This window comes from Pseudomonas sp. HN2-3, from assembly GCF_020691745.1.
Classification (GTDB): Bacteria; Pseudomonadota; Gammaproteobacteria; order Pseudomonadales; family Pseudomonadaceae; genus Aquipseudomonas; species Aquipseudomonas capeferrum.
In genome coordinates, this window is sequence record NZ_CP085704.1 from 1,577,245 (window position 1) to 1,603,180 (window position 25,936).

General features: G+C 62.4%; 22 protein-coding genes and 7 tRNA genes. 22 read left to right on the forward strand and 7 right to left on the reverse strand.

What is annotated here, in order from left to right; translation table 11 throughout:
* Positions 1-62: 62 nt before the first annotated feature.
* Positions 63-1,196, reverse strand: a complete 1,134-nt coding sequence (locus tag LJX93_RS07170) for an aminotransferase class V-fold PLP-dependent enzyme (RefSeq protein WP_047583566.1) — start codon at positions 1,194-1,196, stop codon at positions 63-65.
* Positions 1,197-1,268: 72 nt separating this feature from the next.
* Between LJX93_RS07170 and LJX93_RS07175 the strand changes: the two genes are divergently transcribed.
* The 5 genes from LJX93_RS07175 (at position 1,269) to LJX93_RS07195 (ending at position 4,750) form a co-directional block, all read left to right on the forward strand.
* Complete coding sequence (locus LJX93_RS07175) at positions 1,269-1,904, forward strand: TetR/AcrR family transcriptional regulator (RefSeq protein WP_019473685.1); 636 nt, start codon at positions 1,269-1,271, stop codon at positions 1,902-1,904.
* 117 nt (positions 1,905-2,021) lie between these two features.
* Positions 2,022-2,990 (forward strand): GTP 3',8-cyclase MoaA, encoded by a 969-nt coding sequence (locus tag LJX93_RS07180; RefSeq protein ID WP_156311422.1) that lies wholly within the window; start codon positions 2,022-2,024, stop codon positions 2,988-2,990.
* 66 nt (positions 2,991-3,056) lie between these two features.
* On the forward strand, positions 3,057-3,662 hold the full coding sequence (locus LJX93_RS07185) for a DUF4823 domain-containing protein (protein WP_033700563.1): 606 nt from the start codon (positions 3,057-3,059) through the stop codon (positions 3,660-3,662).
* Between the two features lie 10 nt (positions 3,663-3,672).
* The gene (locus LJX93_RS07190; RefSeq protein ID WP_095064822.1) at positions 3,673-4,230 is read left to right on the forward strand and encodes a DUF1285 domain-containing protein; all 558 of its coding nucleotides are present in this window, start codon (positions 3,673-3,675) and stop codon (positions 4,228-4,230) included.
* A 103-nt stretch (positions 4,231-4,333) separates the two neighbouring features.
* Entirely contained in the window at positions 4,334-4,750 is a 417-nt protein-coding gene (locus LJX93_RS07195; RefSeq protein ID WP_047583565.1) for a cupin domain-containing protein, read from the forward strand.
* Positions 4,751-4,806: 56 nt separating this feature from the next.
* Here the strand turns inward: LJX93_RS07195 and LJX93_RS07200 are convergent.
* Together LJX93_RS07200 and LJX93_RS07205 are read right to left on the reverse strand one after the other, a co-directional pair.
* A tRNA-Asn gene (locus tag LJX93_RS07200) sits at positions 4,807-4,882 on the reverse strand.
* Between the two features lie 73 nt (positions 4,883-4,955).
* Positions 4,956-6,152: an amino acid aminotransferase gene (locus tag LJX93_RS07205; RefSeq protein WP_047583564.1), complete on the reverse strand. Its 1,197-nt coding sequence runs from the start codon at positions 6,150-6,152 to the stop codon at positions 4,956-4,958.
* A 288-nt stretch (positions 6,153-6,440) separates the two neighbouring features.
* Between LJX93_RS07205 and uvrB the strand changes: the two genes are divergently transcribed.
* Positions 6,441-8,456 (forward strand): excinuclease ABC subunit UvrB, encoded by a 2,016-nt coding sequence (gene uvrB, locus LJX93_RS07210; RefSeq protein WP_033700558.1) that lies wholly within the window; start codon positions 6,441-6,443, stop codon positions 8,454-8,456.
* Between the two features lie 68 nt (positions 8,457-8,524).
* Here the strand turns inward: uvrB and LJX93_RS07215 are convergent, their stop codons facing one another.
* Together LJX93_RS07215 and LJX93_RS07220 are read right to left on the reverse strand one after the other, a co-directional pair.
* Positions 8,525-10,015 (reverse strand): MDR family MFS transporter, encoded by a 1,491-nt coding sequence (locus tag LJX93_RS07215; protein ID WP_177326508.1) that lies wholly within the window; start codon positions 10,013-10,015, stop codon positions 8,525-8,527.
* Positions 10,016-10,064: 49 nt separating this feature from the next.
* Positions 10,065-11,120 carry an HlyD family secretion protein gene (locus LJX93_RS07220; RefSeq protein WP_033700556.1) on the reverse strand — a complete coding sequence of 352 codons (1,056 nt, stop codon included), beginning with the start codon at positions 11,118-11,120 and terminating at the stop codon, positions 10,065-10,067.
* 142 nt (positions 11,121-11,262) lie between these two features.
* Between LJX93_RS07220 and gltX the strand changes: the two genes are divergently transcribed.
* The 12 genes from gltX to LJX93_RS07280 all read left to right on the forward strand — a co-directional run bounded on the left by gltX (position 11,263) and on the right by LJX93_RS07280 (position 17,407).
* Positions 11,263-12,744: a glutamate--tRNA ligase gene (gltX, locus tag LJX93_RS07225; protein ID WP_033700555.1), complete on the forward strand. Its 1,482-nt coding sequence runs from the start codon at positions 11,263-11,265 to the stop codon at positions 12,742-12,744.
* 245 nt (positions 12,745-12,989) lie between these two features.
* A tRNA-Ala gene (locus tag LJX93_RS07230) sits at positions 12,990-13,065 on the forward strand.
* Between the two features lie 72 nt (positions 13,066-13,137).
* Positions 13,138-13,213 (forward strand) — tRNA-Glu (locus LJX93_RS07235).
* A gap of 53 nt (positions 13,214-13,266) precedes the next feature.
* Positions 13,267-13,342, forward strand: a tRNA-Ala gene (locus LJX93_RS07240).
* Between the two features lie 42 nt (positions 13,343-13,384).
* Positions 13,385-13,460: transfer RNA gene (locus tag LJX93_RS07245), tRNA-Glu, on the forward strand.
* 65 nt (positions 13,461-13,525) lie between these two features.
* Positions 13,526-13,601, forward strand: a tRNA-Ala gene (locus tag LJX93_RS07250).
* A 42-nt stretch (positions 13,602-13,643) separates the two neighbouring features.
* Positions 13,644-13,719, forward strand: a tRNA-Glu gene (locus LJX93_RS07255).
* Positions 13,720-13,882: 163 nt separating this feature from the next.
* A complete protein-coding gene (locus tag LJX93_RS07260) occupies positions 13,883-14,422 on the forward strand; it encodes a TetR/AcrR family transcriptional regulator (protein ID WP_047583563.1) in 540 nt (179 codons plus the stop codon).
* 25 nt (positions 14,423-14,447) lie between these two features.
* Complete coding sequence (locus tag LJX93_RS07265) at positions 14,448-15,281, forward strand: alpha/beta hydrolase (protein ID WP_095064827.1); 834 nt, start codon at positions 14,448-14,450, stop codon at positions 15,279-15,281.
* 76 nt (positions 15,282-15,357) lie between these two features.
* Positions 15,358-15,792: an acyl-CoA thioesterase gene (locus LJX93_RS07270; protein ID WP_033700551.1), complete on the forward strand. Its 435-nt coding sequence runs from the start codon at positions 15,358-15,360 to the stop codon at positions 15,790-15,792.
* Positions 15,793-15,843: 51 nt separating this feature from the next.
* Positions 15,844-16,815, forward strand: coding sequence for a tRNA dihydrouridine synthase (locus LJX93_RS07275; protein WP_033700550.1), 972 nt, complete (start codon positions 15,844-15,846; stop codon positions 16,813-16,815).
* A 148-nt stretch (positions 16,816-16,963) separates the two neighbouring features.
* Positions 16,964-17,407, forward strand: coding sequence for an Hsp20 family protein (locus LJX93_RS07280; protein WP_033700549.1), 444 nt, complete (start codon positions 16,964-16,966; stop codon positions 17,405-17,407).
* 58 nt (positions 17,408-17,465) lie between these two features.
* Here the strand turns inward: LJX93_RS07280 and LJX93_RS07285 are convergent, their stop codons facing one another.
* Positions 17,466-20,762, reverse strand: a complete 3,297-nt coding sequence (locus LJX93_RS07285) for a bifunctional diguanylate cyclase/phosphodiesterase (RefSeq protein ID WP_033700548.1) — start codon at positions 20,760-20,762, stop codon at positions 17,466-17,468.
* Positions 20,763-20,823: 61 nt separating this feature from the next.
* The gene (locus LJX93_RS07290) at positions 20,824-21,702 is read right to left on the reverse strand and encodes a LysR family transcriptional regulator (RefSeq protein WP_033700546.1); all 879 of its coding nucleotides are present in this window, start codon (positions 21,700-21,702) and stop codon (positions 20,824-20,826) included.
* Positions 21,703-21,832: 130 nt separating this feature from the next.
* Between LJX93_RS07290 and leuC the strand changes: the two genes are divergently transcribed.
* From leuC to leuB, 4 genes are all read left to right on the forward strand, one after another.
* Complete coding sequence (gene leuC, locus LJX93_RS07295; protein ID WP_033700545.1) at positions 21,833-23,266, forward strand: 3-isopropylmalate dehydratase large subunit; 1,434 nt, start codon at positions 21,833-21,835, stop codon at positions 23,264-23,266.
* Positions 23,263-23,907: a 3-isopropylmalate dehydratase small subunit gene (gene leuD / locus LJX93_RS07300; protein ID WP_033700544.1), complete on the forward strand. Its 645-nt coding sequence runs from the start codon at positions 23,263-23,265 to the stop codon at positions 23,905-23,907. The genes leuC and leuD overlap by 4 nt, the downstream gene beginning before the upstream one ends.
* Positions 23,908-24,000: 93 nt before the next feature.
* A complete protein-coding gene (locus tag LJX93_RS07305) occupies positions 24,001-24,765 on the forward strand; it encodes a class I SAM-dependent methyltransferase (RefSeq protein ID WP_095064831.1) in 765 nt (254 codons plus the stop codon).
* A 54-nt stretch (positions 24,766-24,819) separates the two neighbouring features.
* The gene (leuB, locus tag LJX93_RS07310) at positions 24,820-25,902 is read left to right on the forward strand and encodes a 3-isopropylmalate dehydrogenase (RefSeq protein WP_033700541.1); all 1,083 of its coding nucleotides are present in this window, start codon (positions 24,820-24,822) and stop codon (positions 25,900-25,902) included.
* Positions 25,903-25,936 lie beyond the last annotated feature (34 nt).

The window sequence follows — 25,936 nt, forward strand, 5'->3', positions numbered from 1 at the left end:
GCCAGTCCCTATTGGTCGTTTTTTAAACAGATTTGGAATACGCCCGGTATCCATCCCCGCTCTCAATGCATGGCCAGCCGGCGAACCTGCTGCACAGCTTCGTCAATTAGCTGCTCGCTGGTATAGAAATGCGGTGAAAATCGCACGCCAGCGCCCCGTAGAGCACAAATTGTGCGCTCAGCCATCAATGCCTTTTGAATCTGCACGCTATCCTGCCCTTTGATACTGAATGTGACGATGCCCGCCCGCCTGTCGGGATCAGCGGGTGTCTGCAGCAAAACGCCAGGCACCGCAGCCAAGCCTTGATAGAGCTGCGCCACGCGCTGCTGCAAGCGCTGCGCTACCGTGCTGATCCCGACCTCCTCCAGCAGCGAAAGGCTCGCCTCCAGGGCGCAGGCACCGAGCATGTTCGGGCTACCACATTCAAAACGCCGCGCGCTACGCGCCGGCTGCCATTGGCGCCGCTCGAAATCGCCCAGGTGCTCCAGCATGTGCCAGCCATACGCATTGAGCTCAAGCTGCGGGCGTATTTCGGCGCGGCAATAGAACAGCCCCAACCCCTCGGGGCCGAGCATCCACTTGTGGCCATCGGCCATGGCGAAATCGCATTGAAAGCGCTGCACGTCGAAGGGCAGGGCGCCGACCTGCTGGATGGCGTCGACGCAAAACAGCACATTGCGTACCCGGCAACCTTCACCAAGGCGGGCCAGGTCAAGGCGCAGGCCGCTGCCGAATTGCACGGCGCTGATCGCCAGCAAGCGGGTGCGTGGCCCGCAGGCCGCCAGCAACGTGGCCTCGGGGTCGGGCCCCGCCAGGCTGGCCTGGATCACCTGCACGCCACGGTCGGCCAGGGCTTCCCATACGACGCGGTTGGAGGGGAATTCCTCGTCGCTGATCACCACTTGGTCGCCGTGCGCCCAGTCCAGGCCAAAAGCGACCAGCGACAGCCCTTCGGAAGTGTTCTTCACCAGGGCGATGTCGCCGGGCGAGGGGGCGTGGATCAGCCGCGCCAGCCGCTCGCGCAGGCGCCGCTCGGTCGCCAGCCAGGTCGGGTACTCGCTGGCACCCAGGCAAACGTTGTCGCGGGCAAAGCGTGCCACCGCCTCGGCAGCCCGGCGTGGCCAGGGGGCGATGGCCGCGTGGTTCAGGTAGCGCAGCCCCGGGGTTTGATCGAACTCATCATGAAACATAGACATGGTTGGATGATCCGTGCAATTTCCCGCAAGTTAGGCATAATAAACCGCTTCGATCGTCAACCAGTCCTTCCTATGCAGAAAGAACCTCGTAAGGTCCGTGAGTTTCGCCGTCGCGAACAGGAAATCCTCGATACGGCGCTCAAGCTGTTTCTCGAACAGGGTGAAGACAGCGTCACCGTCGAGATGATCGCCGACGCCGTGGGTATCGGCAAAGGCACGATCTACAAGCACTTCAAGTCCAAGGCGGAGATCTACCTGCGCCTGATGCTCGACTACGAGCGCGATTTGAACGAGCTGTTGCATTCGGCCGACGTCGACCGTGACAAGGAAGCCCTGTCGCGCGCCTACTTTGAGTTCCGCATGCGCGATCCGCAGCGCTACCGGCTGTTCGACCGCCTGGAAGAAAAGGTGGTCAAGGGCAATCAAGTGCCGGAGATGGTCGAGCAGTTGCACAGCATCCGCGCCTCCAACTTCGATCGCCTGACCCAGCTGATCAAGGGCCGTATCAGCGAAGGCAAGCTCGAAGACGTACCGCCGTACTTCCACTACTGCGCGGCCTGGGCCTTGGTGCATGGCGCCGTGGCGCTGTACCACTCGCCGTTCTGGAGCAACGTGCTCGAAGATCAGGAAGGTTTCTTCCAGTTCCTCATGGACATCGGCGTGCGCATGGGCAACAAGCGCAAACGCGACCCAGAACCCGCCAACTGACAGAGCAGGGCCGCTGCGGGGCCCTTGCAGTTGACCCGGCATGAACAAGGGGCTTGCAAAAACCTGATTTATGAGTCAGGTTTTGCCAGCCCCGCTTCATCCATGCCGGAGTCATCCATGATTGTCGATCGTCAAGGCAGGCGCTTTCGTAACCTGCGTGTCAGCCTGACGGCTGCCTGTAATTATGCCTGTACCTACTGCGTGCCCGATGGCAAGCGCCTGGTGGCGGCGCAGCACGAGTTGCCTGCCGAGGCGTTGGCGCGGGGCGTTGCCTACCTGATTGAAGCCGCTGGCATCGAGCGTTTGCGCATTACCGGCGGTGAGCCGTTGGTCAGCCCTAGGCTGGACGATTTTCTGGCTGCCCTGGCCAAGCTCCCCCTCGACGATATCTCGCTGACCACTAACGGCCAGTTGCTTGCGCGCAAGTTGCCACAGCTACGCGCAGCAGGCATCCGCCGTCTGAATGTTTCCCTCGATACCCTGGACCCACTGGCCTTTCGCCGCATCGCCCGCGGTGGCGACCTTGTCAGCGTGCTGGCGGGCATGCAGCAAGCCAGCGCGCAGGGTATGCAGATCAAGGTGAACATGGTGCCGATGCGCGGCCAGAACCTCGACCAGGTTCTGCCGATGCTCGATTACTGCCTGGCGCGGGGTTTTGAGCTGCGCTTCATCGAGCTCATGCGCATGGGCCATCTGGCCAATGACCGCAATGCTTTCCTGCAGCAGTTCGTTGGCCTTGACCACTTGCTCGGGCTGATCGGCGCCGAGCATGCCTACGAGCAGGTGGACGCGGCGGTGGATGCCACTGCCCTGCGCTACCAGGTCCCCGGTAAAGGCCATTTCGGTGTGATCGCCAACGAGAGCGTGCCGTTCTGCCGGAGTTGTTCGCGGCTGCGTTTGTCATCCACCGGTTGGCTGCATGGCTGCTTGTCGTCGAGCAATCGCCACTTTGTCGGCGACCTGTTGGAAAAGCCGCGTCATCAAGCGCTTCCCGCCTTGCAGCGGCTGCTGGTCAAGGCCTTGGCAGACAAGCAGGATGTGGCGTTTTCCGGGGGGGTGACAGTGATGAAGGTGATCGGCGGCTGAGTCTGGCGCAAAAGCTGCATCCGCCGGCTATTCGCCGGTTTTTCGTCGCCGGCCACTGGAGGAAAGATGCGTAGCCTGGTCTTGCTGCTGGCGCTGATGGCGTTGGGCGGCTGCATGAATGTCAGCGATATGGGCGAGGGCGTCCGTTACCACATGAGCGATGCCGGTCTGCTCGACCACAGCGATACCCGCCGGACCCTGTCGATCCGTCTGCAGCCCGACTCGTTCATCTTCATTGGCCAGGGCGCGTTCATGCCCCCCGGTAAAGGCCCGTTGCCGCGGCAAAATGTGGTGGCCGACGAGGCGTTCAAGAGTTTCGTCGAGTATTTCCCGCTGGTGCGCCGTGCCCAAGGCCCGCTTGGCCTGGAGGAAGCGATGGCCGAGGCGCGCTCGGTGGGCGCGGACTATGTGCTGTACACCCGTTTCGCGCGCACCGACGACCGTATCGGCAACGGTGATGAGTGGTATGACGAGCAGGCGGTCGACCGGCTGGGTTGGGATACCGGAGTGGTGCAGATGATGCTCATCGAAACCAATACCCGCTACCTGATCGACACGGCCCGCATCAAGAGCCGTGGCGGTTTGTTGACGTTCCACGACAACACGCCGGAAGATTTGCTTGCCGCGCCGATGCGCGAGTACGCTCGTAGCCTTCTGGGCATGAGCGAATGAGGCAAGTGTGATGAGCGATTCCGGCAAGGCCAATGATCTTCTGGCACAAATTCCCAAAGCAAAGGGGCTGCCGCCGGTGCATCTGTGGAACCCGGACTTTTGCGGCGACATCGACATGCGCATCGCCCGCGATGGCACCTGGTATTACCTGGGTACGCCAATCGGTCGCAAGCCGATGGTGCGGCTGTTTTCCACGATCATCCGCCGCGATGGTGATGACTACTTCCTGATCACACCGGTGGAGAAGGTCGGTATCCGTGTCGATGATGCGCCCTTTGTCGCGATTGCCCTGGAGGTGCTGGGCAGTGGTGAGCAACAGGTGCTGCGCTTTACCAGCAATGTCGATGACCAGGTCGAGGCGGGCCCGGCTAATCCGTTGCGGGTCGAGATCGATCCTGTTACCCAGGAGCCTTCACCCTATGTGCTGATGCGCAGCAACCTCGAGGCGCTGATTCATCGCAATGTGTTCTATCAGCTGGTCGAGCTGGCGATGCCGCGCATCATCGACGACGAGGAGTGGTTAGGGGTCTGGAGCCAGGGTGAGTTCTATCTGATCGGGCGTACCTGAGATCATGGGCCGTAATAGGCCTCCTTGTTTTTCGCTGCATTGGCCATTTTCCCCAGGCACCACCGGGCCTAACCTGCTGGCAGTCGCCCATCAGGAGTAACCCATGAAACCCTCATCTTTTGCCATTGCCTCGCTCATCAGCATTGGCCTGCTCGCTGGCCATGCCCCCGCCTGGGCACATGGCGATGCCCCCGATCAGGTTCAGGTCCTGCAAGAAAAACTGCCCAGCAACGCCCCCGGTAAAAAGGCGGTGATGCTCACCGTCAGCTATGCCCCCGGCCAGGCGTCGCCCGCCCACCAGCACCCAGGGGCAGTCATGGCCTACGTAGTGGAAGGTGCGGTGGTATCAAAGCTCAATGATGAACAAGAAAAGACCTACAAGGCCGGCGAGTACTGGTACGAGGCGCCTGGGACCGTGCACAGCGTGTCGCGCAATGCCAGTAAAAGCCGGCCTGCCAAGCTGTTGGTGTGGAGCCTGGTGGATGAAGGCAAGCCTGTGACCGAGCCGCTGCAGCAGTAGCAGTCCCGGAAATGAAAAAACCTCCAGTGCTTGCGCAACTGGAGGTTTTCAGTGTTTGGCTCCGCGACCTGGACTCGAACCAGGGACCCAATGATTAACAGTCATTTGCTCTACCGACTGAGCTATCGCGGAATCTGCGTCCATCTTACTGATCACCAAGGGGAAGTCAAGCTTCCCCTCGGTAAACTAGAGCAGAATCAAACAGTTACAGTACTTCGACGATGGCCTTGGTGACCACGTGGATGTTGCTCTGGTTCAGTGCCGCTACCGCGATACGGCCAGTGTCCAGCGCGTAGATGCCGAACTCGTTCTTCAGGCGCGCGACCTGCTCAACGGTCAGGCCCGAGTACGAGAACATGCCAACCTGGCGGCCGACGAAGCTGAAGTCGCGCTTGGCACCGTAAGTCGCCAACAGCTCGACCATCTGCTTGCGCATGCCGTGGATGCGCTGGCGCATTTCACCCAGCTCGTCTTCCCACATCTGACGCAGCTCATCGTTGTTGAGCACGGTGGCGACGATGGTCGCGCCATGGGTCGGCGGGTTGGAGTAGGTGGTGCGGATCACGCGCTTGACCTGCGACAGCACGCGGGTGCTTTCGTCCTTGGAGCCGGTCACGATCGACAGTGCGCCCACGCGCTCGCCATACAGCGAGAACGATTTGGAGAACGAGCTGGAGACGAAGAAGTCCAGGCCCGACTCGGCGAACAGGCGTACGGCGAAGGCGTCTTCGGCGATGCCGTCACCGAAGCCCTGGTAGGCCATGTCGAGGAATGGCACGTGGCCTTTGGCCTTGACCACTTCAAGGACGTTTTTCCAGTCGTCCAGGGTCAGGTCGACGCCGGTCGGGTTATGGCAGCAGGCGTGCAGGACGATGATCGAGCCGGACGGCAGGCTGTTCAGGTCTTCGAGCATGCCGGCGCGGTTGACGTCGTGGCTCGGGGCGTCGTAGTAGCGGTAGTTCTGTACCGGGAAACCTGCGGTCTCGAACAGCGCGCGGTGGTTTTCCCAGCTTGGGTCGCTGATGGCCACCACGGCGTTGGGCGACAGGCGCTTGAGGAAATCGGCGCCAATCTTCAGAGCACCGGTGCCGCCAACGGCTTGCACAGTGACGACACGGCCGGCGGCCAGCAGCGGCGACTCGGCGCCGAACAGCAGCTTTTGCACGGCCTGGTCATAGGTGGCGATGCCGTCGATCGGCAAGTAGCCGCGCGAGGCATGCTGGGCAGCACGCTGGGTCTCGGCTTCGATCACGGCGCGCAGCAGCGGAATGCGGCCTTCCTCATTGCAGTAGACGCCCACGCCAAGGTTGACCTTGTCGGTACGTGGATCGGCGTTGAATGCTTCGTTGAGGCCCAGAATAGGGTCGCGGGGTGCCAGCTCGACAGCGGAAAACAGGCTCATTGTTACCTTGGCTCTGAATGGAGAGTGATAGGACGTACACGCTCCAGCCCGAATGCACTGAAGCGGTGCACAAACGGGGAGTCAGTATAGTGATACCGACCGGTCACTGCGACACTCTGGCACAGCTTTTCCAGGCATTTGCGCAAATATTTTTTGACCATTGGTCTATTTGCCGTGTCCACAGCAATAAGCGTTCACACCCGGGGCTTGAAACCGGCCCCGAATGGGCGCATTTGGGTATAGACTACTGGCTAAATTTACAGTTGCTGCAGCACCGCGAGGTCCCTCATGTCCGAGTTCCAGCTCGTCACCCGTTTCCAGCCGGCCGGCGATCAGCCCGAAGCCATTCGCCAGATGGTCGAAGGCATCGAGGCCGGGCTGTCGCACCAGACGCTGCTCGGGGTGACCGGCTCGGGCAAGACCTTCAGCATCGCCAACGTCATCCAGCAGGTGCAGCGCCCGACCCTGGTGCTGGCGCCTAACAAGACCCTGGCCGCGCAGTTGTATGGCGAGTTCAAGGCGTTTTTCCCGAACAACGCGGTCGAGTACTTCGTTTCCTACTACGACTACTACCAGCCCGAAGCCTATGTGCCGTCGTCCGACACCTTCATCGAGAAGGACGCGTCGATCAACGACCACATCGAGCAGATGCGCCTGTCGGCGACCAAGGCATTGCTCGAGCGGCGTGACGCGATCATCGTCACCACCGTGTCGTGCATCTATGGCCTGGGCAGCCCCGAAACCTACCTGAAAATGGTCCTGCACGTGGACCGCGGCGACAAGCTCGACCAGCGCGCCTTGCTGCGCCGCCTGGCCGACCTGCAGTACACCCGCAACGAGATGGATTTCGCCCGTGCCACCTTCCGCGTGCGGGGCGATGTGATCGACGTGTTCCCGGCCGAGTCCGACCTTGAAGCCATCCGTATCGAGTTGTTCGATGACGAGGTGGAGAACATCGCCGCTTTCGACCCGCTCACCGGTGAGGTCTTTCGCAAGCTGCCGCGTTTCACCTTCTACCCCAAGAGCCATTACGTCACCCCGCGCGAAACGCTGCTGGGTGCAGTCGAGGGCATCAAGGAGGAGCTCAAGGACCGCCTCGAATACCTGCACAAGGGCAATAAATTGGTCGAAGCGCAGCGGCTGGAGCAGCGCACTCGTTTCGACCTGGAGATGATCCTCGAGCTGGGCTACTGCAACGGCATCGAAAACTACTCCCGCTATCTGTCCGGCCGCCCCTCGGGCGCACCGCCACCCACCCTCTACGATTACCTGCCAGCGGATGCGCTGCTGGTGATCGACGAATCGCACGTCAGCGTTCCCCAGGTCGGCGCCATGTACAAGGGTGACCGCTCGCGCAAGGAAACCCTGGTTGAGTACGGTTTTCGCCTGCCCTCGGCGCTGGACAACCGGCCCATGCGTTTCGATGAATGGGAGGCGGTCAGCCCGCAGACCATTTTCGTTTCGGCAACCCCCGGCCCTTATGAAGCGGAACATGCCGGGCGGGTGGTCGAGCAGGTGGTGCGACCGACCGGTCTGGTCGACCCTCAGGTAGAAATCCGCCCGGCGCTGACCCAGGTCGATGACCTGTTGTCGGAGATCCGCAAGCGTGTCGATGCCGGCGAACGGGTGCTGGCGACCACGCTGACCAAACGCATGGCCGAAGACCTCGCCGATTACCTGGCCGATCACGACGTGCGGGTGCGCTACCTGCACTCGGACATCGACACTGTCGAACGGGTAGAAATCATCCGCGACCTGCGCCTGGGTACCTTCGATGTGCTGGTGGGCATCAACCTGCTACGTGAGGGGTTGGACATGCCGGAAGTGTCGCTGGTGGCGATCCTCGATGCCGACAAGGAAGGCTTCCTGCGTTCCGAGCGGTCACTGATCCAGACCATCGGCCGGGCTGCGCGTAACCTCAATGGCCGGGCCATCCTCTACGCCGACCAGATGACTGGCTCGATGCAGCGGGCCATCGACGAGACCGAGCGGCGTCGGGAGAAACAGATTGCCTTCAACCTGGCCAACGGTATCGTGCCCAAGGGGGTGGTGAAGGACATCACCGATATCATGGAAGGTGCCACGGTGCCTGGCTCGCGCAGCAAAAAGCGCAAAGGCATGGCCAAGGCCGCGGAGGAGAGCGCCCGCTACGAGGCAGAGCTGCGCACGCCGGGCGAAATCACCAAGCGTATCAAGCAGCTGGAAGAGAAGATGATGCAGTTCGCCCGCGACCTGGAGTTCGAGGCTGCGGCGCAGTTGCGCGACGAGATTACCCAGTTGCGCGAGCGGCTGATTACCAGCTGATGCTTCGCCACCTGCACTGGCTTTTTCGCGGCATTACCCGCGAAGAGGCCAGTGCAGCCAACGCCCATTCAATGCGCTTCGCCAGCCTTCAACCCCTCCGGCAGCTTGCGCGTCAGCAGCACTGCCACCATGCTCACCGCCAAGCCGATCCCGACAAAATGGAAGGCGTCGTTGTATGCCATGATCTGCGCCTGCTGATGGGTGATTTCACTGAGTTTGCCAAGCGCCGCCGTATCGCTGCCCAAGCGCTCCGCCAGTTGTGCCAGGCGCTCTGCCACCTGCGGATTGCTCGGCACCAGTGACTCGCGCAGGTAGTCGAAGTACACCTTGGTCCGCGCATCCAGCAAGGTGGCAAGTAGCGCGATGCCGATGGCGCCCCCCAGGTTGCGCAGGATGTTGAACAGGCTCGACGCCGACCCGGCATCCTGCTGCTGAATGTAAGCGGTGGCGATCAGCGAAATGGTCACCATGATCATCGGTTGCCCCAGCGCCCGAATGATCTGGACTTGATTGAACTGCGGCCCTGCAAAGTCCGGGTTGAGCACCCCCGAGCCAAAGCTGGCGGCGCCGAACAGGCAGAAGCCAATCGCGCAAAGTATCTTCGGCGAAATCACCTTCATCAGCAGGGGCACCAGCGGAATCAGAAATAGCTGCGGCACGCCCATCCACATGATCACTTCGCCGATCTGCAAGGCGTTGTAGCCCTGGATCTGCGCCAGGTACAGCGGCAACAAGTAGATCGAACCGTACAGCCCGACGCCCATGCCCAAGCTGGCGATGCTCGACAGGCCGAAATTGCGATTGCCCAGGATGCGCAGGTTGATCAAAGGGTGCGGCTTGGAAAACTGCAGGATCACAAAGGTAATCAGGCTGATCAGCGCGACCGTGCCCAGGCTGACGATCAGGTTCGATTCCAGCCAATCCTTGCGATGGCCCTCCTCGAGGAAAACCTGCAGGCAGCCCAGGCCCACGCCGAGCGTGACGATGCCGGCATAGTCAGTGCTTTTCAGCAGTTCCCAGTGTGCTTCTTTCTTTTCCAGCCCATACAGCAGGCCCGCGATCATCACCAGGCCTGGCGGGATGTTGATGTAGAAGATGTACTCCCAGCCCCAGTTCTCGGTCAGCCAGCCCCCCAAGGTCGGGCCGATCGAAGGCGCGAAGGTGGCGGTCATGGCGAACATGGCCATGCCCTTGGCACGGTGGTGTTCGGGCAGTTTGATCAGGGTCAGGGTGAACGCGAGCGGGATCAAGGCGCCGCCGGTAAAGCCCTGCAAGGCACGGAACATGATCATGCTCTCCAGGTTCCAGGCCATGGAGCAGAGCAGCGACGACAGTAGAAAACCGGCCGAAACCCACACCGCCAGGCGCCGGGCGGATAGCAGCTGCACCAGCCAGGCGGTCAGCGGGATCATGATGATCTCCGCAACCAGGTAGGAGGTGGAGATCCACGAGCCTTCTTCCAGGGTCGCGGAAAGCGCGCCCTGGATGTCCTTGAGCGAAGCGTTGGTGATCTGGATGTCGAGCACGGCCATGAAGGCGCCGAGCATCACGCTCATCACCGCAATCCAGTCGCGCCGGCTCGGCTCGGCAGTGGGCCTGAGCAGTTGATCACCGGCCATTGCGGCCATCGTCCTCGGCGCGGATATCGACGGTGGCGGTAACCGACATGCCGGGGCGGATGCGGCCGTGCAGCGGGTTGTCGGCACTGAAGGTCAGCTTCACCGGAATGCGCTGCACCACCTTGGTGAAGTTACCGGTGGCGTTGTCGGGTGGTAGCAGGCTGAACTGGGCGCCGGAGGCTGCGAACAGGCTGTTGACCCGACCCTCGACAGGCGTGTCCGGGTAGCTGTCGAACAGCAACTCGGCACGCTGGCCAGGTTGCATGTGGCCAATCTGGGTTTCCTTGAAGTTGGCCTGCACCCAGATGTCTTCGTCGGGCACGATAGACAGCAGGTAGGCGCCGGCCTGCACCACCTGGCCGTTGCGCGCGCTGCGCTGGCCGATGGTGCCGCTGATCGGGGCGCGGATCTCGCAGCGGGTCAGGTTCAGTTCGGCCTGGGCAAGGTCGGCGCGTGCATTGGCGATCTGCGCGTCGAGGCGTTTGAGCTCGGCAGCCAGGGCATTGACCTGCTGGCGCTGGCCTTGCAAATCGGCGCGTGCCTTGTCGACCTGGGAGCTGGCCACATGGCGTTCTGCCGAGAGTGTGGTAACCCGCTCTTCGGACACGAAACCCGGCTTGCGCAGGGCCTCTGCGCGGTTGAGGTCCAGCCGTGAGCGGTCGAGCGTGGCCTGGTTGGCGGCGACCTGGGCCTGGCCAGCGGCGATCAGGCTGCCCTGTTGCGTCAGGCGGCTTTCGGCCTGTACGTGTTCCGCTTCACGGGTGGCCAAGGCCGCACGGGCGCGCTCGACGGCGAGCTGGAAGTCAGCGGCTTCCAGGCGTACCAGCAGTTCGCCTTGGACGACGTGCTGGTTGTCCTGCACGCGCACGTCATCGATGCGTGCGCCAAGTTGGCTGGAAATACGGGTGATCTCGCCTTGAACGTAAGCGTTGTCGGTACTTTCATAAAAGCGCCCCTTGAAATACCAGTGCGCCAGGAAGGCGAGGGCGATGGCCGCCACCACGACGAAGAAGATCAGCAGGCGGCGTTTGAGTTGTGCAGGCATGAGACGATGGTTCCAGAAATGTAAGCAAATTTAACAGTGAGCGACGGCCCTTCGACAAGTGTCGTTCGCGCCATTGCTGGAGCCCGGTGCCTGCTCCCTGCTAACATCCCGCCTTTGTTTCATCTTTCGTTCGAGACCTTCCATGACCACCGTACGCACGCGCATCGCGCCATCGCCCACGGGCGACCCCCATGTTGGCACCGCCTACATCGCCTTGTTCAACTACTGCTTTGCCAAGCAGCACGGCGGTGAGTTCATCCTGCGCATCGAAGATACCGACCAACTGCGCTCCACCCGCGAGTCGGAACAGCAGATCTTCGACGCCCTGCGCTGGCTCGGCATCGAATGGAACGAAGGCCCGGATGTTGGTGGCCCGCACGGCCCTTACCGGCAGAGCGAACGTGGCGAGATCTACGCCCAGTACGCCAAGCAACTGGTCGATGCCGGCCACGCGTTCTACTGCTTCTGCACCGCCGAAGAGCTGGAGCAGATGCGCGCCGAGCAGATGGCCCGTGGCGAGACCCCGCGCTACGACGGCCGTGCCCTGTTGCTGAGCGCCGAGGAAGTACAGCGCCGCCTGGACGCCGGCGAGCCCCACGTGATCCGCATGAAAGTGCCGAGCGAAGGCATCTGCGTGGTGCCGGACATGCTGCGCGGTGACGTCGAAATCCCGTGGGACCGCATGGACATGCAGGTGCTCATGAAGAACGACGGCCTGCCGACCTACTTCCTGGCCAACGTGGTCGACGACCACCTGATGGGCATCACCCACGTTCTGCGTGGCGAAGAGTGGCTGCCGTCGGCTCCGAAGCTGATCAAGCTGTACGAGTACTTTGGCTGGGAGCAGCCGAAGCTGTGCTACATGCCGCTGCTGCGTAACCCGGACAAGTCCAAGCTGTCCAAGCGCAAGAACCCGACCTCGGTGACCTTCTACGAGCGCATGGGCTTCATGCCCGAGGCGATGCTCAACTACCTCGGTCGCATGGGCTGGTCGATGCCGGATGAGCGCGAGAAGTTCTCCCTGGACGAGATGGTCGAGCACTTCGACCTGTCGCGAATCTCGCTCGGTGGGCCGATCTTCGACATCGAGAAACTGTCCTGGCTCAATGGCCAGTGGCTGCGTGAGCTGCCGGTCGAAGAATTCGCCACACGCCTGCAGAAATGGGCGTTCAACAGCGACTACATGATGAAGATCGCCCCGCACGTGCAGGGCCGGGTCGAAACCTTCAGCCAGGTTGCACCGCTGGGTGGTTTCTTCTTCGAAGGCGCGCTGAAGCTTGATGCCAAGCTGTTCGAGAGCAAAAAGCTGTCGGGCGACCAGGTGCGTCAGGTCATCCAGTTGATTCTGTGGAAGCTCGAAAGCCTGCGCCAGTGGGAGAAGGACCGCATTACCGGCTGCATCCAGGCGGTGGTCGAGGCGTTGGAGCTGAAGCTGCGTGACGCCATGCCGCTGATGTTTGCCGCCATTACTGGCCAGGCCAGCTCGGTGTCGGTGCTCGATGCCATGGAAATTCTCGGCCCGGACCTGACGCGCTACCGCTTGCGCCAGGCCCTGGACCTGCTCGGTGGCGTGTCGAAGAAAGAAAACAAAGAGTGGGAAAAGCTGCTGGCGACTATCGCCTGACGTGGCGTTAGCGCGAACCTGTGGGCGCAGGCTTGCCCGTTACCACAGGTTCAAATGCTTAGAAAACCATGGGAGAACAAAGGGCAGGGCGGTAAGTGATTGTTATCTGTGAAAAAATTTTTGGATAATTTCAAAAATTCGTTTGACAGCCGTGCAATCCGATCTTAATATGCGCCCCGTCCACAGCGATGAGCGAAACGAAACGCCAGCCACCCAGCCAGCGATTCTGCTCAGAGCGACATTGTGGGGCTATAGCTCAGCTGGGAGAGCGCCTGCATGGCATGCAGGAGGTCAGCGGTTCGATCCCGCTTAGCTCCACCAAATTCCGCTTAGCAGCCAAGGCTGATAAGCAAGACCGGGTCCAGCAACCGGGTCTTGAAGGTAAGAAGGTTCGTCCCCTTCGTCTAGTGGCCTAGGACACCGCCCTTTCACGGCGGTAACAGGGGTTCGAGTCCCCTAGGGGACGCCAGTTTTGCACAAGCGATGTTTCATTGTGTCGCTGGGCCGAGAGGCTAGAAATCCGGGGCTATAGCTCAGCTGGGAGAGCGCCTGCATGGCATGCAGGAGGTCAGCGGTTCGATCCCGCTTAGCTCCACCAATTTTGCCGCGGTACGTGAAAACGGACCGGCACGAAGGTTACGTCCCCTTCGTCTAGTGGCCTAGGACACCGCCCTTTCACGGCGGTAACAGGGGTTCGAGTCCCCTAGGGGACGCCACTTTTACCCGCGTTTTGCGGGGCTTAAAGAGGCTCATTCGTATATTGGATGAGCCTTTTGTTTTCGGGGCTATAGCTCAGCTGGGAGAGCGCCTGCATGGCATGCAGGAGGTCAGCGGTTCGATCCCGCTTAGCTCCACCAATTTTGCCGCGGTTTGTGAAAATGAACCGGCACGAAGGTTACGTCCCCTTCGTCTAGTGGCCTAGGACACCGCCCTTTCACGGCGGTAACAGGGGTTCGAGTCCCCTAGGGGACGCCATGTTTACCCGCGTTTTGCGGGACTTTAAAGGCTCATTCGCTTATTGAATGGGCCTTTTGTTTTTTCCCCTCCAAATATTCCCGGTACCGACAGGTGGCTGAGAATTTCGCTTGCCAAAAAATATTATGCCTATCATATTACGAGCATAATATTTGAGGTGGCCATGAACGACAAAAAGAGCAAGACCCGCGAACGGATTCTCGAGGCAGCGCGCAGTGCCTTGATTCAACATGGCCCGGCAGAGCCGAGCGTCAGCCAAGTCATGGGCGCCGCCGGGCTTACTGTCGGGGGGTTCTATGCCCATTTCGACAGCAAGGACGAGCTGATGCTCGAAGCGTTCCGCCAGTTGCTGGGCGAGCGGCGGGCCTTGCTGGCCCAGGTCGACCCTAGCCTGGATGGCGAAGCACGCCGCGCCTTGGTGTCGGCCTTCTACCTCTCGCGCAAGCACCGCGACGCTGAAGTTCATGCCTGCCCGCTGCCCAACGCCCTGGGCGAGATGCAGCGGTTGCCAGAGGTGTTCCGCGAGGTGCTGGCCGAGCACATCGAGCTGATGACCGCGAAAATGGTCGATCGCCCCGAAGACAGCGACAAAGCCCTGGCCGACCTTGCACTGATGGTCGGTGGCCTGGCCCTGGCGCGTGCCCTGGGCACTGGCGAGCTGTCCGACCGTGTATTGCGTGCCGCCAAGTCGGCGGTGATCTGAATAACCACAAGGCGGGAGCAAGGCGATGACTACCCTGAGCTGGATTCGTGGCATCAATGGCACCCTGGGCCACCTGGCGCCGGAGCATGTGGCCGGCAAGATGCGCCGCGCCTTCATGACCCCGCGCACGCTGCCGCCAAGAGCGTGGGAACTGCCACTGCTGGCCAAGGCCGAGCGCATCACCCTGCGCTTCGGGCTTTCGGCGTTGCGCTGGGGCAAGGGCCCGACGGTATTGCTGATGCACGGCTGGGAAGGGCGCCCCACGCAGTTTGCCGCGTTGATCGAAACCCTGGTCCAGGCTGGGCACACGGTAGTTTCGTTGGAGGGGCCGGCGCATGGGCGTTCGCCTGGCCATCAGGCTCACGTGGTGCTGTTCGCCCGCGCGCTGCTGGAAGCGGCGGCCGAGCTGCCGCCGCTGCGTGCAGTGATCGGGCATTCCATGGGCGGTGCCAGTGTGCTGCTGGCGCTGCAGATGGGCTTGCGCGCCGAGGCGGCGGTGAGCATCGCGGCACCGGCGCGATTGCTCGGCGTGTTGCGCGGCTTCGCTCATCACCTGGGGCTGCCGGCGCGGGCGCGGGCAGCGTTCATTCGCCAGGTCGAGCGGGATGTCGGGATGCAGATCGCACGCCTGGATGTCAGTGGTTATCAACTGGAGCTGCCAGGCTTGGTGGTGCATGCCGCTGACGATGGCCTGGTGGCCGCCGAAGAGGCCCAGATCATCCACAAGGCCTGGTTCGACAGCCGCCTGATGCTGTTGGAGGAGGGCGGGCACCAACGGGTGCTGGCCGACCCGCGTTTGGGCGAGGCAGTGCTCGAGCTGTTGAGCCGTGCCAGTGCGCCGGCGCGGCAAAGCGCCTGAGCATCCGTTACACTCGCCAGGACTGTGGAGCGCAAAGCGCCGCAATCTCCCCCAAAGAAACCTCTCAGGAGCGCGCATGAGCTGGGACCTGGCAACACCCTTCATCATCGACCTGCGCGTCGGCAGCGAAGACATCGACGGCCTCGGCCACGCCAACAACGCCGCCTACGTCACTTGGCTCGAGCGCTGTGCCTGGCGCCATTCCCAGCGCCTGGGTCTGGACCTGGCCGAGTACCGGCGCCTGGACCGCGCCATGGCCGTGGTACGCCACGAAATTGACTACCTGGCCGCCGGCTACGAAGACGACGAGCTGCAACTGGCAACCTGGATCATCGAATGGGATCAGCGCTTGCGCATGACCCGCCGCTTCCAGCTCAAGCGCCCACGCGATGGTGTGACCCTGCTGCGTGCGCAGACCACCTTCGCCTGTATCGAGTTGTCCAGCGGCAAGCCCAAACGCATGCCGGTCGAATTTATCGAGGGTTACGGCCAAGCGCTGATCGGTGCCTGAAGGCGTACGGTTTTTTGCTAAACTGCCGCCTTTTCCCGCCGAGACCCACACATGCAAATTGCCCTGGCCCCCATGGAGGGGCTGGTCGACAACATCCTGCGCGACGTCCTGACCCGAGTGGGTGGCATCGATTGGTGCGTCACCGAGTTCATCCGCGTGTGCGACCGCCTGTTGCCGCCTTCCTCGTTCGACAAGCTGGCGCCTGAGTTGCGCCAGGGCGCAAGGACTGCGGCCGGCGTACCGATGCGTGTGCAACTGCTGGGCTCTGACCCGGTGTGCCTGGCCGAGAACGCTGCGCTGGCCTGTGAGCTGGGGGCGCCGGTAATCGACCTGAATTTCGGCTGCCCGGCCAAGACCGTGAACAAGTCGCGTGGCGGCGCGGTGCTGCTCAAGGAGCCTGAGTTGCTGCATGCCATCGTCCGCGAGGTGCGCCGAGCGGTACCGGCGGACATCCCGGTCACTGCAAAGATGCGCCTGGGCTTCGACAGCCCCGACGGTGCACTGGAGTGCGCCACGGCCCTGGCCGAGGGCGGTTCGGCGCACCTGGTGGTGCATGCGCGGACCAAGGTCGAGGGCTACAAGCCGCCGGCTCATTGGGAATGGGTGGCGCGGGTGCAGGATGTGGTCAAGGTGCCGGTGTTCGCCAACGGCGAGATCTGGACCGTGGACGACTGGCGGCGCTGCCGCGAGGTCAGTGGTGCCGAGCACATCATGTTGGGGCGCGGGCTGGTGTCGCGGCCCGACCTGGGCCTGCAGATCGCCGCTGCCCGCGACGGCCGAGCGTACCAGCCCATGAGCTGGGATGACCTGCTGCCGCTGCTGCGCGAATTCTGGCGCCAGGCCCAGGCCAAGCTGTCCCCGCGCTATGCGCCGGGGCGGATGAAGCAGTGGCTGGCGATGCTGACCCGCAGCTACCCGGAAGCGGTGGTGCTGTTTGCCGAGCTGCGTCGGGAAGATGATTGCGCGCGCATCAGCCGCTTGCTGGGGGTTGAGGCGCAGGCCTTCGAGGCATGTGTGGCCTGATCTGCCGCTGTGCAGTAAAAGCGGGAAAACAGAAAATTTTTTTGTAGCCCCTCTTGAAAGCCGTTTCACCGGCCATATCTTTTGAGTACGCGATGCCGAAGTCGGGTCGCGTAGTGACTTACTTGCTGAATCTCAGGAGTTTATGACCATGACTACCGCTTTCTCTCTCGCTCCACTGTTCCGTCATTCCGTTGGTTTCGACCGTTTCAACGACCTGTTCGAATCCGCGGCACGTAACGAGGCCGGTAGCAGCTACCCGCCCTACAACGTGGAAAAACATGGCGAAGACCACTACCGCATCGTGGTTGCCGCTGCCGGTTTCCAGGAGCAGGACCTCGACCTGCAGGTCGAAAAAGGTGTCCTGACAGTCTCCGGTGGCAAGCGCGACAGCAGCGCCGCTGAAGTGACCTACCTGCACCAGGGCATCGCCCAGCGCGCCTTCAAGCTGTCGTTCCGCCTGGCCGACCACATCGAGGTCAAGGCCGCTGGCCTGGCCAATGGCTTGCTCAGCATCGACCTGCTGCGCATCGTGCCTGAAGAAGCCAAAGCCAAGCGCATCCCGATCAATGGCGATAAGCCAGCGCTGAACTAACAGTCAGCCGGTCGGTAACGAGAAGGGCACCTCAGGGTGCCCTTTTCGCATTCCGGCATCAGAAATCTGCCGGTGCCTCCAGCAACATTTGGCGGAACTCCGACAATGGCAGTGGCCGGCTGTGCAGATACCCTTGGTACAAGTGGCAGCCCAACTGCTCGAGAAACGCCAGTTGCTCGGTCAACTCCACGCCTTCGGCGATCACCGCCAGGTCCAGGCTGTGGGCCATGGCGACGATGGCGCGGACGATTTCGGCGTCATTGGGGTCGATCGGCGCATCGCGCACGAAGGTCTGGTCGATCTTCAGGGCATCCACCGGCAAACGCTTGAGGTAAGTCAGTGACGAATAGCCCGTGCCGAAGTCGTCCATGGCAAAGCTCACCCCGTGGCGCTTCAGTTCGCGCATCTTGCTGATGGTGTCTTCGAGGTTCTGGATGACGATGCCTTCGGTGATCTCGAGCTTGAGCATCTGCCGTGGCAGGCGGTAGTCGTCCAGGCTGCGCAGGACCCGCCCGACGAAATCGTTCTGGCGGAACTGCCGCGGGCTGATGTTCACGCACAGGCTGAAGTCATTGGCGTCGATCAACCCATCCATGAGCATGTGCGCGCACGCGTCGCAGGCTTCGTCGAGGATCCAACTGCCCACTTCCAGAATCAGCCCGCTTTCTTCCAGCACCTGGATGAACTGCGCCGGCGGCTGCTGGCCGAGTTGCGGGTGGTGCCAGCGCAGCAACACCTCGGCACCAACGATACGGTTGTCGCGGGCATCCACCTGGGGCTGGAAGTGCAGGGCCAGCTCACCCCGGGCCAGCGCCAAGCGAAGGTCGTTTTCCATGCGCAAGCGCTCGCTGGCGGCCTTTTGCATGGTGGTGTGGAACAGCTGGGTGGTGTTGCGCCCGGAGTCCTTGGCCCGATACAGCGCAATATCGGCGCGTTTGAGCAGGTCTGCCGGGGTGGTGCCGTGATCGGGTATCAGCGCCACGCCGATGCTGGGGGTCACCTGCAGGCGTTGGCCATCCAGCGACATCGGTTCGGCCAGCAGTTCACGCAGGGTATCGGCCAGATCGCGCACCTTGCTTTCGACCTGTTCGCGGCTGCCCTCCAGGCCGCTGAGCAGCACCACGAACTCGTCGCCGCCCAGCCGCGCAACGGTGTCTTCCAGACGCACGCTGGCCTCCAGGCGCGCGGTGATGATCTTCAACACGGCGTCGCCCACCGGGTGGCCGAGCGAATCGTTGATGTGCTTGAAGTGATCGAGGTCGAGAAACAGCAGCGCACCCCGCAGGTTGTGGCGTTTGAGCAGGGCGATCTGCTGGCTCAGGCGGTCCATCAGCAGGGCGCGGTTGGGCAGGTTGGTCAGCGGGTCGTGGTACGCCAGGTGGCGGATCTGCGCTTGGGCATTCTTCAGCTGGCTGACGTCGCGGGCGGTCAGCAGCAGGCAGTCGGTCTCGTTCAGGGTGATCGGTTCCACCGACACTTCGACGGTGAGGATATCGCCGCGCTTGTTGCGCCCGAGCATCTCCCGATGGTGCACCCGGCCCCGCTCCTTGAGCTCGGCGAGCAGGGCGCTGCGCTGCTTGTCGTCGGCCCAGATGCCCAGCTCGTAAACGCTGCGCCCGACCACTTCCGCCGCGCTGTAGCCGGTCAGCCGGCAGAACCCGTCGTTGATTTCCAGGTAGCGGCCGCTGTAGCGCTCGGTGATGGTGATGGCGTCGGGGCTGGAGTGGAAGGCCTTGGCGAACTTCTCTTCACTGGACTTGAGCGCCGCTTCGGCGCGTTGCTGCTGGGTGATGTCGCGCAGGGTGGTGACGCTGCAGGGCTGGTCATCGACACTGATCAGGCAGCTGGATATCACGCAGGTCAAGGGTGAGCCGTTGCGGTGGTTGACCACCACGGCCACGTTGCTCAGGGCCTGTTCGCGGATCACTCGCTCGATACGTTGCGCGCGTTCGATGGACTCTGCCCACAGGCCGATTTGCTCGGCGGTGTGGCCGATCACCTGGTCGGCGTTCCAGCCGAAGGTCTGGGTGAAGGCCGGGTTGATCTCGATGAACTGGCCGGTGTCCTGGCGGGTCACGCAGATCGGGTCTGGGCTGACCTGGAACAGACTGGCGAACTTTTCTTCCGAGGCGCTCAGGCGCTGTTCGCGCTCTACCTGGTCGGTGATGTCCAGCAGCGTGCCAGCCATGCGCAGGGGGTTGCCCTGGTCGTCCCGGTACAGCCGCGCACGGCTTTCGATATAACGCGAAGTGCCGTTGTCCAACTGTACCCGGTAGGTGATCTGGTAATTGCCCGCAGGCCCTTCGCGCAGGCTGCGGTAGGCCTGGCGCATGACGTTGCGCTCTTGCTCCGGCACACCTTCGAAAAAGGCATCGAAGGACTCATGGAAGGGGATGGGGTCAAGGCCGTGCAGTTGCGCCGCGCGGGCCGAGCCATACAGCATGCCGCTGGGGATGTGCCAGTCCCAGGTGCCCAACTGCGCCGAATCCAGGGCCAGATCGAGTCGCTCCTGGCTGTCCTTGAGGGCCTGCTCGGCGCGCTTGCGCTCGGTGGTGTCGACGAAGGTGCTGAGCAGAAAGGTCACGCCCTCCAGTTCGATGCCCTGGGTGCAGAGGATGCCGTCATGCACCTTGTCGTTGCTGGCCCGGAACTGCACCTCGAGGATCAGCGGGCCGCTGCTGGCGCGGGTGGCGTCGAGCATCTGCTGGCGTTGCTCGGGGTGCACCCACAGGCCCAGCTCCAGGCTGGTCTTGCCGATTACCTGGCTGCCCGGCCAGCCGAACATGTCCTCGAAATGCTGGTTGACCTCGAAGATCATGCCGTCGTGGCGACGGGTCAGCAGGATGGCATTGGGGCTCAGGTGAAACAGCGTGGCGAAGCGCTTTTCCGAGTTGATCAGCGCCGTTTCCCGCTCGCGCTGGCGAGTGATCTCGCGGATCACCCCGATCATCTGCGGCCGGCCATGGCGGTCGTGGGTCAGGCTGCCGTTTATCTCCAGCCAGTGCAGGCTGCCATCCGGCCAGCGGATGCGGTGGCGCATGGCCTGCTCCACGGGCTCGCCGTTGACCACTGCCTGGAACAACTGGCGGGTGCGCGCGCGGTCTTCCTCGGGCAGCAGGTCGAGGTAATCGATGTCGTTGGGCAGCGGGCGTTGCGGGTCGAAGCCGAACAACGCCTGGGTGCCGCGTGACCAACTGACCCGACCGGTTTCGATGTCCCACAGCCAGGCTCCCAGGTGGGCACCGTTAAGCGCGGCCAGCAGCTGTGGGGCGTTTTGCCAGGCCTGCTCGGATTCCTGAGGGTCAGCCGCAGAGATACGCGGCAGGCGCGGAAAGCGGTTTGCTGATTTGGGCATTGGTACCAGACCTTTGGCGTTTGAGGCGTCCTTGAGTTGGAAATGCCGAACTGACGACCGGTCAGGCGGACCCTGCGTGACTGTCGAGCAGGGCCATGAAGGCCCTCGCCGCATTCGATAGCGTTCGCTCCGTGTGCAGTATGTAGCCTAGCTGGCGCGACAGCTGTATGCCGGGTAAAGCGATGGGTGCAACCTGATCGTCGAGCATGGTGCGGGGCAGCACGCTCCAGGCCAGGCCAATGGAAACCATCATCTTGATGGTTTCCAGGTAGTTGGTGCTCATGGCGATGTTCGGCGTCAGCCCCTGGCTTTCGAACAGGCGCTGGACGATGTGGTGGGTAAAGGTGTTGCCGCCCGGGAACACCGCCGGGTGGCGGGCGACATCGGCCAGGCTGACCGCGTGGTTGCTGGCCAGTGGGTGCTCCGGTGCCGCCACGAAGTCCAGGGCGTCGTTCCAGACCGGGATCGCCTTGATCAGGTGGTGGGGCTCGGGTGCCAGGGTGATGACGGCAATTTCAGCGCGGCCATGGAGTATCTCGTCGTAGGCCGCTTCTGAATCCAGGAACTGAATATCCAGTGCCACCGAGGGGTACTGCCGGGTAAAGGCCCGTAGAAGCGGAGGCAAGCGGTGCAAGCCGATATGGTGGCTGGTGGCCAGGGTCAGTCTACCGCTCACCTGTCCCGTCAAATTGGTCAGTGCGCGTCGAGTATCATCGAGCACATTGAGTATTTGATAGGCCCGTGGCAGCAACGCCCGGCCAGCTTCGGTCAGGGTCACTTCACGCCCCAGCCGGTCGAACAGGCGCACGTCCAATTGCTGCTCAAGGCCGGCGATGCGTTTGCTGATGGCAGGCTGGGTCAGGTGCAGGCGTTCGCCGGCCCCGGAGAAGCTGCCGGTTTCGGCAATGGCGATAAAAGCACTGAGGTTGGCCAGGTCCATCTCTCTGATTCCTGATGGTTATGCAAAGTATGAAAATTATGAATTTGAGTTATTCAATCTATCGCCATAGCATCGTCCGTACAAGCCAAGGGGTCTTTGGCATAGAAAGACGCTGATGAGGAACAGTCTGATGGCTGGCAAAACGCTCTACGACAAACTCTGGGAAGCCCATGAGGTCAAGCGCCGTGATGACGGCTCGTCCTTGATCTACATCGACCGACACATCATCCACGAAGTGACGTCGCCCCAGGCCTTCGAAGGCCTGCGCCTGGCGAACCGCAAGCCATGGCGCATCGACACCAACATCGCCACGCCCGACCACAACGTGCCGACCACGCCAGAGCGCAAGGGCGGTATCGAAGCCATCGTCGACCAGGTGTCGCGCCTGCAAGTGCAGACCCTCGACGAAAACTGTGACGAGTACGGCATCGTCGAATTCAAGATGAACGACGAGCGCCAGGGCATCGTCCACGTCATCAGCCCGGAGCAGGGCGCTACCTTGCCGGGCATGACCGTGGTCTGCGGCGACTCGCACACCTCCACCCACGGTGCATTTGGCGCCTTGGCCCACGGCATCGGCACCTCGGAGGTCGAGCACGTGCTCGCTACCCAGTGCCTGGTCGCCAAGAAGATGAAGAACATGCTGGTGCGCGTCGAAGGCCAATTGCCTGCCGGTGTCACCGCCAAGGACATCGTCCTCGCCATTATCGGCAAGATCGGCACCGCGGGTGGCAACGGCCACGCCATGGAATTTGCCGGCAGCGCTATCCGTGGTTTGTCCATGGAAGGCCGCATGACCATCTGCAACATGTCGATCGAGGCTGGTGCCCGTGTCGGCTTGGTGGCGACCGATGCCACCACCGTTGCCTATGTTGAAGGTCGCCCCTACGCGCCGAAGGGCGAGCAGTGGGAGCAAGCGGTAGCGTCTTGGCAAGACTTGGTTTCCGATGACGACGCGGTGTTCGACACCGTGGTCGAGCTGGACGCCGCGCAGATCAAGCCGCAGGTCAGCTGGGGCACTTCACCCGAGATGGTGCTGGCGGTTGACCAGCGCGTGCCGGACCCGGCCGCCGAGGCCGACTTGGTCAAACGTGGCTCGATCGAGCGTGCCTTGAAGTACATGGGCCTGACCGCCAACCAGGCGATCACCGATATCCAGCTCGACCGCGTATTCATCGGCTCCTGCACCAACTCGCGGATCGAAGACCTGCGCGCCGCAGCCGAAATCGCCAAGGGCCGCAAGGTCGCTGCCACCGTCAAGCAGGCCATTGTCGTTCCGGGCTCGGGCTTGGTTAAGGCGCAGGCCGAACGTGAAGGCCTCGACAAGATCTTCCTCGAAGCCGGTTTCGAGTGGCGTGAACCGGGTTGCTCGATGTGCCTGGCGATGAACCCGGACCGCCTGGAAAGTGGCGAGCACTGCGCCTCGACGTCCAACCGCAACTTCGAAGGCCGTCAGGGTGCCGGTGGCCGTACCCATCTGGTCAGCCCGGCCATGGCTGCCGCCGCCGCGGTGACGGGCCACTTCATCGATGTACGCGAGTTGATCCAAGGGAGCGCAGCATGAAAGCTTTTACCCAGCACACCGGCCTTGTCGCGCCATTGGACCGTGCCAACGTCGACACCGACCAGATCATTCCCAAGCAGTTTCTCAAGTCGATCAAACGCACCGGCTTCGGCCCCAACCTGTTCGACGAGTGGCGTTACCTGGATGTGGGCCAGCCCTACCAGGACAACAGCAAGCGCCCGCTGAACCAGGAGTTCGTGCTCAACCACGCACGCTACCAGGGTGCCAGCGTGTTGTTGGCGCGGGAGAACTTCGGTTGCGGCTCCAGCCGCGAGCACGCGCCCTGGGCGTTGGATGAATACGGCTTTCGCAGTGTCATCGCACCGAGCTTTGCCGACATCTTCTTCAACAACAGTTTCAAGAACGGTCTGTTGCCGATCATCTTGAGCGATGAGGAAGTCGACGAGCTGTTCAAGCAGGTGGAAGCCAACCCTGGCTATCAGTTGACCGTCGACCTGCAAGCCCAGGCCGTGACCCGTCCTGATGGCAAGGTGCTGCACTTCGAGATCGATGCCTTCCGCAAGCACTGCCTGCTCAACGGCCTCGACGACATCGGCTTGACCTTGCAGGACAGCGATTCGATCAAAGTCTTCGAAGGCAAGCACCGCGCCAGCCAGCCCTGGCTGTTCCGGGATGCCTGATTGACCGGCTCCCTCATTGGCAACGCTGCCGATGTGGGAGCGGGTTCGCCGGCGAAGCCTGCATAGGCAACACAACACCAAAAGGATTGCCCCATGACCAGCACCACCCACACCGATGTGGTCCAACGCCAGTTCGGCGAACAGGCCAGCGCCTACCTCAGCAGCGCGGTACATGCCCAGGGCACGGAATTCGCGCTGCTGCAAGCCGAGCTGGCAGGCCATGCCGAGGCGCGTGTACTGGACTTGGGCTGTGGTGCCGGTCATGTCAGCTTCCACGTCGCGCCTCTGGTGGCGGAAGTGGTCGCCTACGACCTGTCGCAGTCGATGCTCGACGTGGTCGCCAGTGCCGCTGCCGAGCGTGGCCTGGGCAATATCACCACCGAATGCGGTGCCGCCGAGCGCCTGCCGTTCGCTGACGCCTCGTTCGACTTCGTCTTCAGCCGCTACTCGGCACACCACTGGAGCGACCTGGGCCTGGCCCTGCGCGAAGTGGGCCGCGTGCTGAAGCCGGGTGGGGTGGCGGCGTTCATCGATGTGCTGTCACCCGGCAGCCCGTTGCTCGACACCTACCTGCAAACGGTCGAAGTGCTGCGCGACACCAGCCACGTGCGCGATTATTCTGCCGCCGAGTGGCAGCGCCAGGTCAGCGAAGCCGGCCTGCACGCCCGTAGCCACACGCGTCAGCGCCTGCGCCTGGAGTGGAGCTCGTGGGTAGAGCGCATGCGCACGCCCGAGCCGCTGCGTGTGGCCATACGCCAATTGCAGCAAGCCATGGGTGAAGAAGTGCGGCAGTATTATCAGATTGAAGCCGACGGCTCGTTCAGCACCGATGTCATCGTGTTGTGGGCCGAGCGCTGAGTTTATTTCGCTGCGGCCGAGCTGGCCGCAGCGCTTGAATGGATAGAGGAAAGCATGAGCAAGCAGATTCTGATTCTCCCAGGTGATGGCATCGGCCCGGAAATCATGGCCGAGGCGGTCAAGGTGCTGGAGCTGGCCAACGACAAGTTCCAGCTGGGCCTGAGCCTGGCGCACGACGTGATCGGTGGCGCGGCCATCGACAAGCATGGCGTGCCGCTGGCTGACGAGACCCTGGAGCGTGCGCGCCAGGCCGATGCCGTGCTGCTGGGCGCCGTGGGCGGCCCGAAATGGGACAAGATCGAACGTGACATCCGCCCTGAGCGTGGCTTGCTGAAAATTCGCTCGCAACTGGGCCTGTTCGCCAACCTGCGCCCGGCCATCCTCTACCCGCAACTGGCCGATGCTTCATCGCTCAAGCCAGAAATCGTCTCGGGCCTGGATATCCTCATCGTCCGCGAGCTGACCGGTGGCATCTATTTCGGTGCGCCACGTGGTCAGCGTGAACTCGAAGGTGGCGAGCGCCAGGCCTACGACACACTGCCCTACAGCGAAAGCGAAGTGCGCCGCATTGCCCGCGTCGGTTTCGACATGGCCCGTGTGCGCGGCAAGAAGCTGTGTTCGGTGGACAAGGCCAACGTCCTGGCTTCGAGCCAGCTGTGGCGCGAAGTGGTCGAAGACGTGGCCAAGGACTACCCGGATGTCGAACTGAGCCACATGTACGTCGACAACGCTGCCATGCAGTTGGTCCGCGCGCCCAAGCAGTTCGACGTGGTAGTGACCGATAACATGTTCGGTGACATTCTGTCGGATGAAGCTTCCATGCTGACTGGTTCCATCGGCATGCTGCCTTCGGCGTCGCTGGATGCCGACAATAAAGGCATGTACGAGCCGTGCCACGGCTCGGCGCCAGACATCGCCGGCCAGGGCATCGCCAATCCGCTGGCGACCATCCTGTCGGTGTCGATGATGCTGCGTTACAGCTTCAACCAGCAGGCTGCAGCAGAGGCCATCGAGCAGGCCGTCAGCCTGGTGTTGGACCAAGGTTTGCGCACCGGTGACATCTGGTCGGCCGGCTGCGACAAAGTAGGCACGCAGGAAATGGGCGACGCAGTAGTCGCAGCGCTGCGGAATCTGTAATCTCTCTGGCCCGCCACCGTTTTAAGTCGGTGGC

Bases quoted from the DNA above. Each gene is read 5' to 3' on its own strand.
- LJX93_RS07170 (WP_047583566.1), bottom strand. From the start codon at position 1,196: ATGTCTATGTTTCATGATGAGTTCGATCAAACCCCGGGGCTGCGCTAC.
- LJX93_RS07175 (WP_019473685.1), top strand. From the start codon at position 1,269: ATGCAGAAAGAACCTCGTAAGGTCCGTGAGTTTCGCCGTCGCGAACAG.
- LJX93_RS07180 (WP_156311422.1), top strand. From the start codon at position 2,022: ATGATTGTCGATCGTCAAGGCAGGCGCTTTCGTAACCTGCGTGTCAGC.
- LJX93_RS07185 (WP_033700563.1), top strand. From the start codon at position 3,057: ATGCGTAGCCTGGTCTTGCTGCTGGCGCTGATGGCGTTGGGCGGCTGC.
- LJX93_RS07190 (WP_095064822.1), top strand. From the start codon at position 3,673: ATGAGCGATTCCGGCAAGGCCAATGATCTTCTGGCACAAATTCCCAAA.
- LJX93_RS07195 (WP_047583565.1), top strand. From the start codon at position 4,334: ATGAAACCCTCATCTTTTGCCATTGCCTCGCTCATCAGCATTGGCCTG.
- LJX93_RS07205 (WP_047583564.1), bottom strand. From the start codon at position 6,152: ATGAGCCTGTTTTCCGCTGTCGAGCTGGCACCCCGCGACCCTATTCTG.
- uvrB (WP_033700558.1), top strand. From the start codon at position 6,441: ATGTCCGAGTTCCAGCTCGTCACCCGTTTCCAGCCGGCCGGCGATCAG.
- LJX93_RS07220 (WP_033700556.1), bottom strand. From the start codon at position 11,120: ATGCCTGCACAACTCAAACGCCGCCTGCTGATCTTCTTCGTCGTGGTG.
- gltX (WP_033700555.1), top strand. From the start codon at position 11,263: ATGACCACCGTACGCACGCGCATCGCGCCATCGCCCACGGGCGACCCC.
- LJX93_RS07260 (WP_047583563.1), top strand. From the start codon at position 13,883: ATGAACGACAAAAAGAGCAAGACCCGCGAACGGATTCTCGAGGCAGCG.
- LJX93_RS07265 (WP_095064827.1), top strand. From the start codon at position 14,448: ATGACTACCCTGAGCTGGATTCGTGGCATCAATGGCACCCTGGGCCAC.
- LJX93_RS07270 (WP_033700551.1), top strand. From the start codon at position 15,358: ATGAGCTGGGACCTGGCAACACCCTTCATCATCGACCTGCGCGTCGGC.
- LJX93_RS07275 (WP_033700550.1), top strand. From the start codon at position 15,844: ATGCAAATTGCCCTGGCCCCCATGGAGGGGCTGGTCGACAACATCCTG.
- LJX93_RS07280 (WP_033700549.1), top strand. From the start codon at position 16,964: ATGACTACCGCTTTCTCTCTCGCTCCACTGTTCCGTCATTCCGTTGGT.
- LJX93_RS07285 (WP_033700548.1), bottom strand. From the start codon at position 20,762: ATGCCCAAATCAGCAAACCGCTTTCCGCGCCTGCCGCGTATCTCTGCG.
- LJX93_RS07290 (WP_033700546.1), bottom strand. From the start codon at position 21,702: ATGGACCTGGCCAACCTCAGTGCTTTTATCGCCATTGCCGAAACCGGC.
- leuC (WP_033700545.1), top strand. From the start codon at position 21,833: ATGGCTGGCAAAACGCTCTACGACAAACTCTGGGAAGCCCATGAGGTC.
- leuD (WP_033700544.1), top strand. From the start codon at position 23,263: ATGAAAGCTTTTACCCAGCACACCGGCCTTGTCGCGCCATTGGACCGT.
- LJX93_RS07305 (WP_095064831.1), top strand. From the start codon at position 24,001: ATGACCAGCACCACCCACACCGATGTGGTCCAACGCCAGTTCGGCGAA.
- leuB (WP_033700541.1), top strand. From the start codon at position 24,820: ATGAGCAAGCAGATTCTGATTCTCCCAGGTGATGGCATCGGCCCGGAA.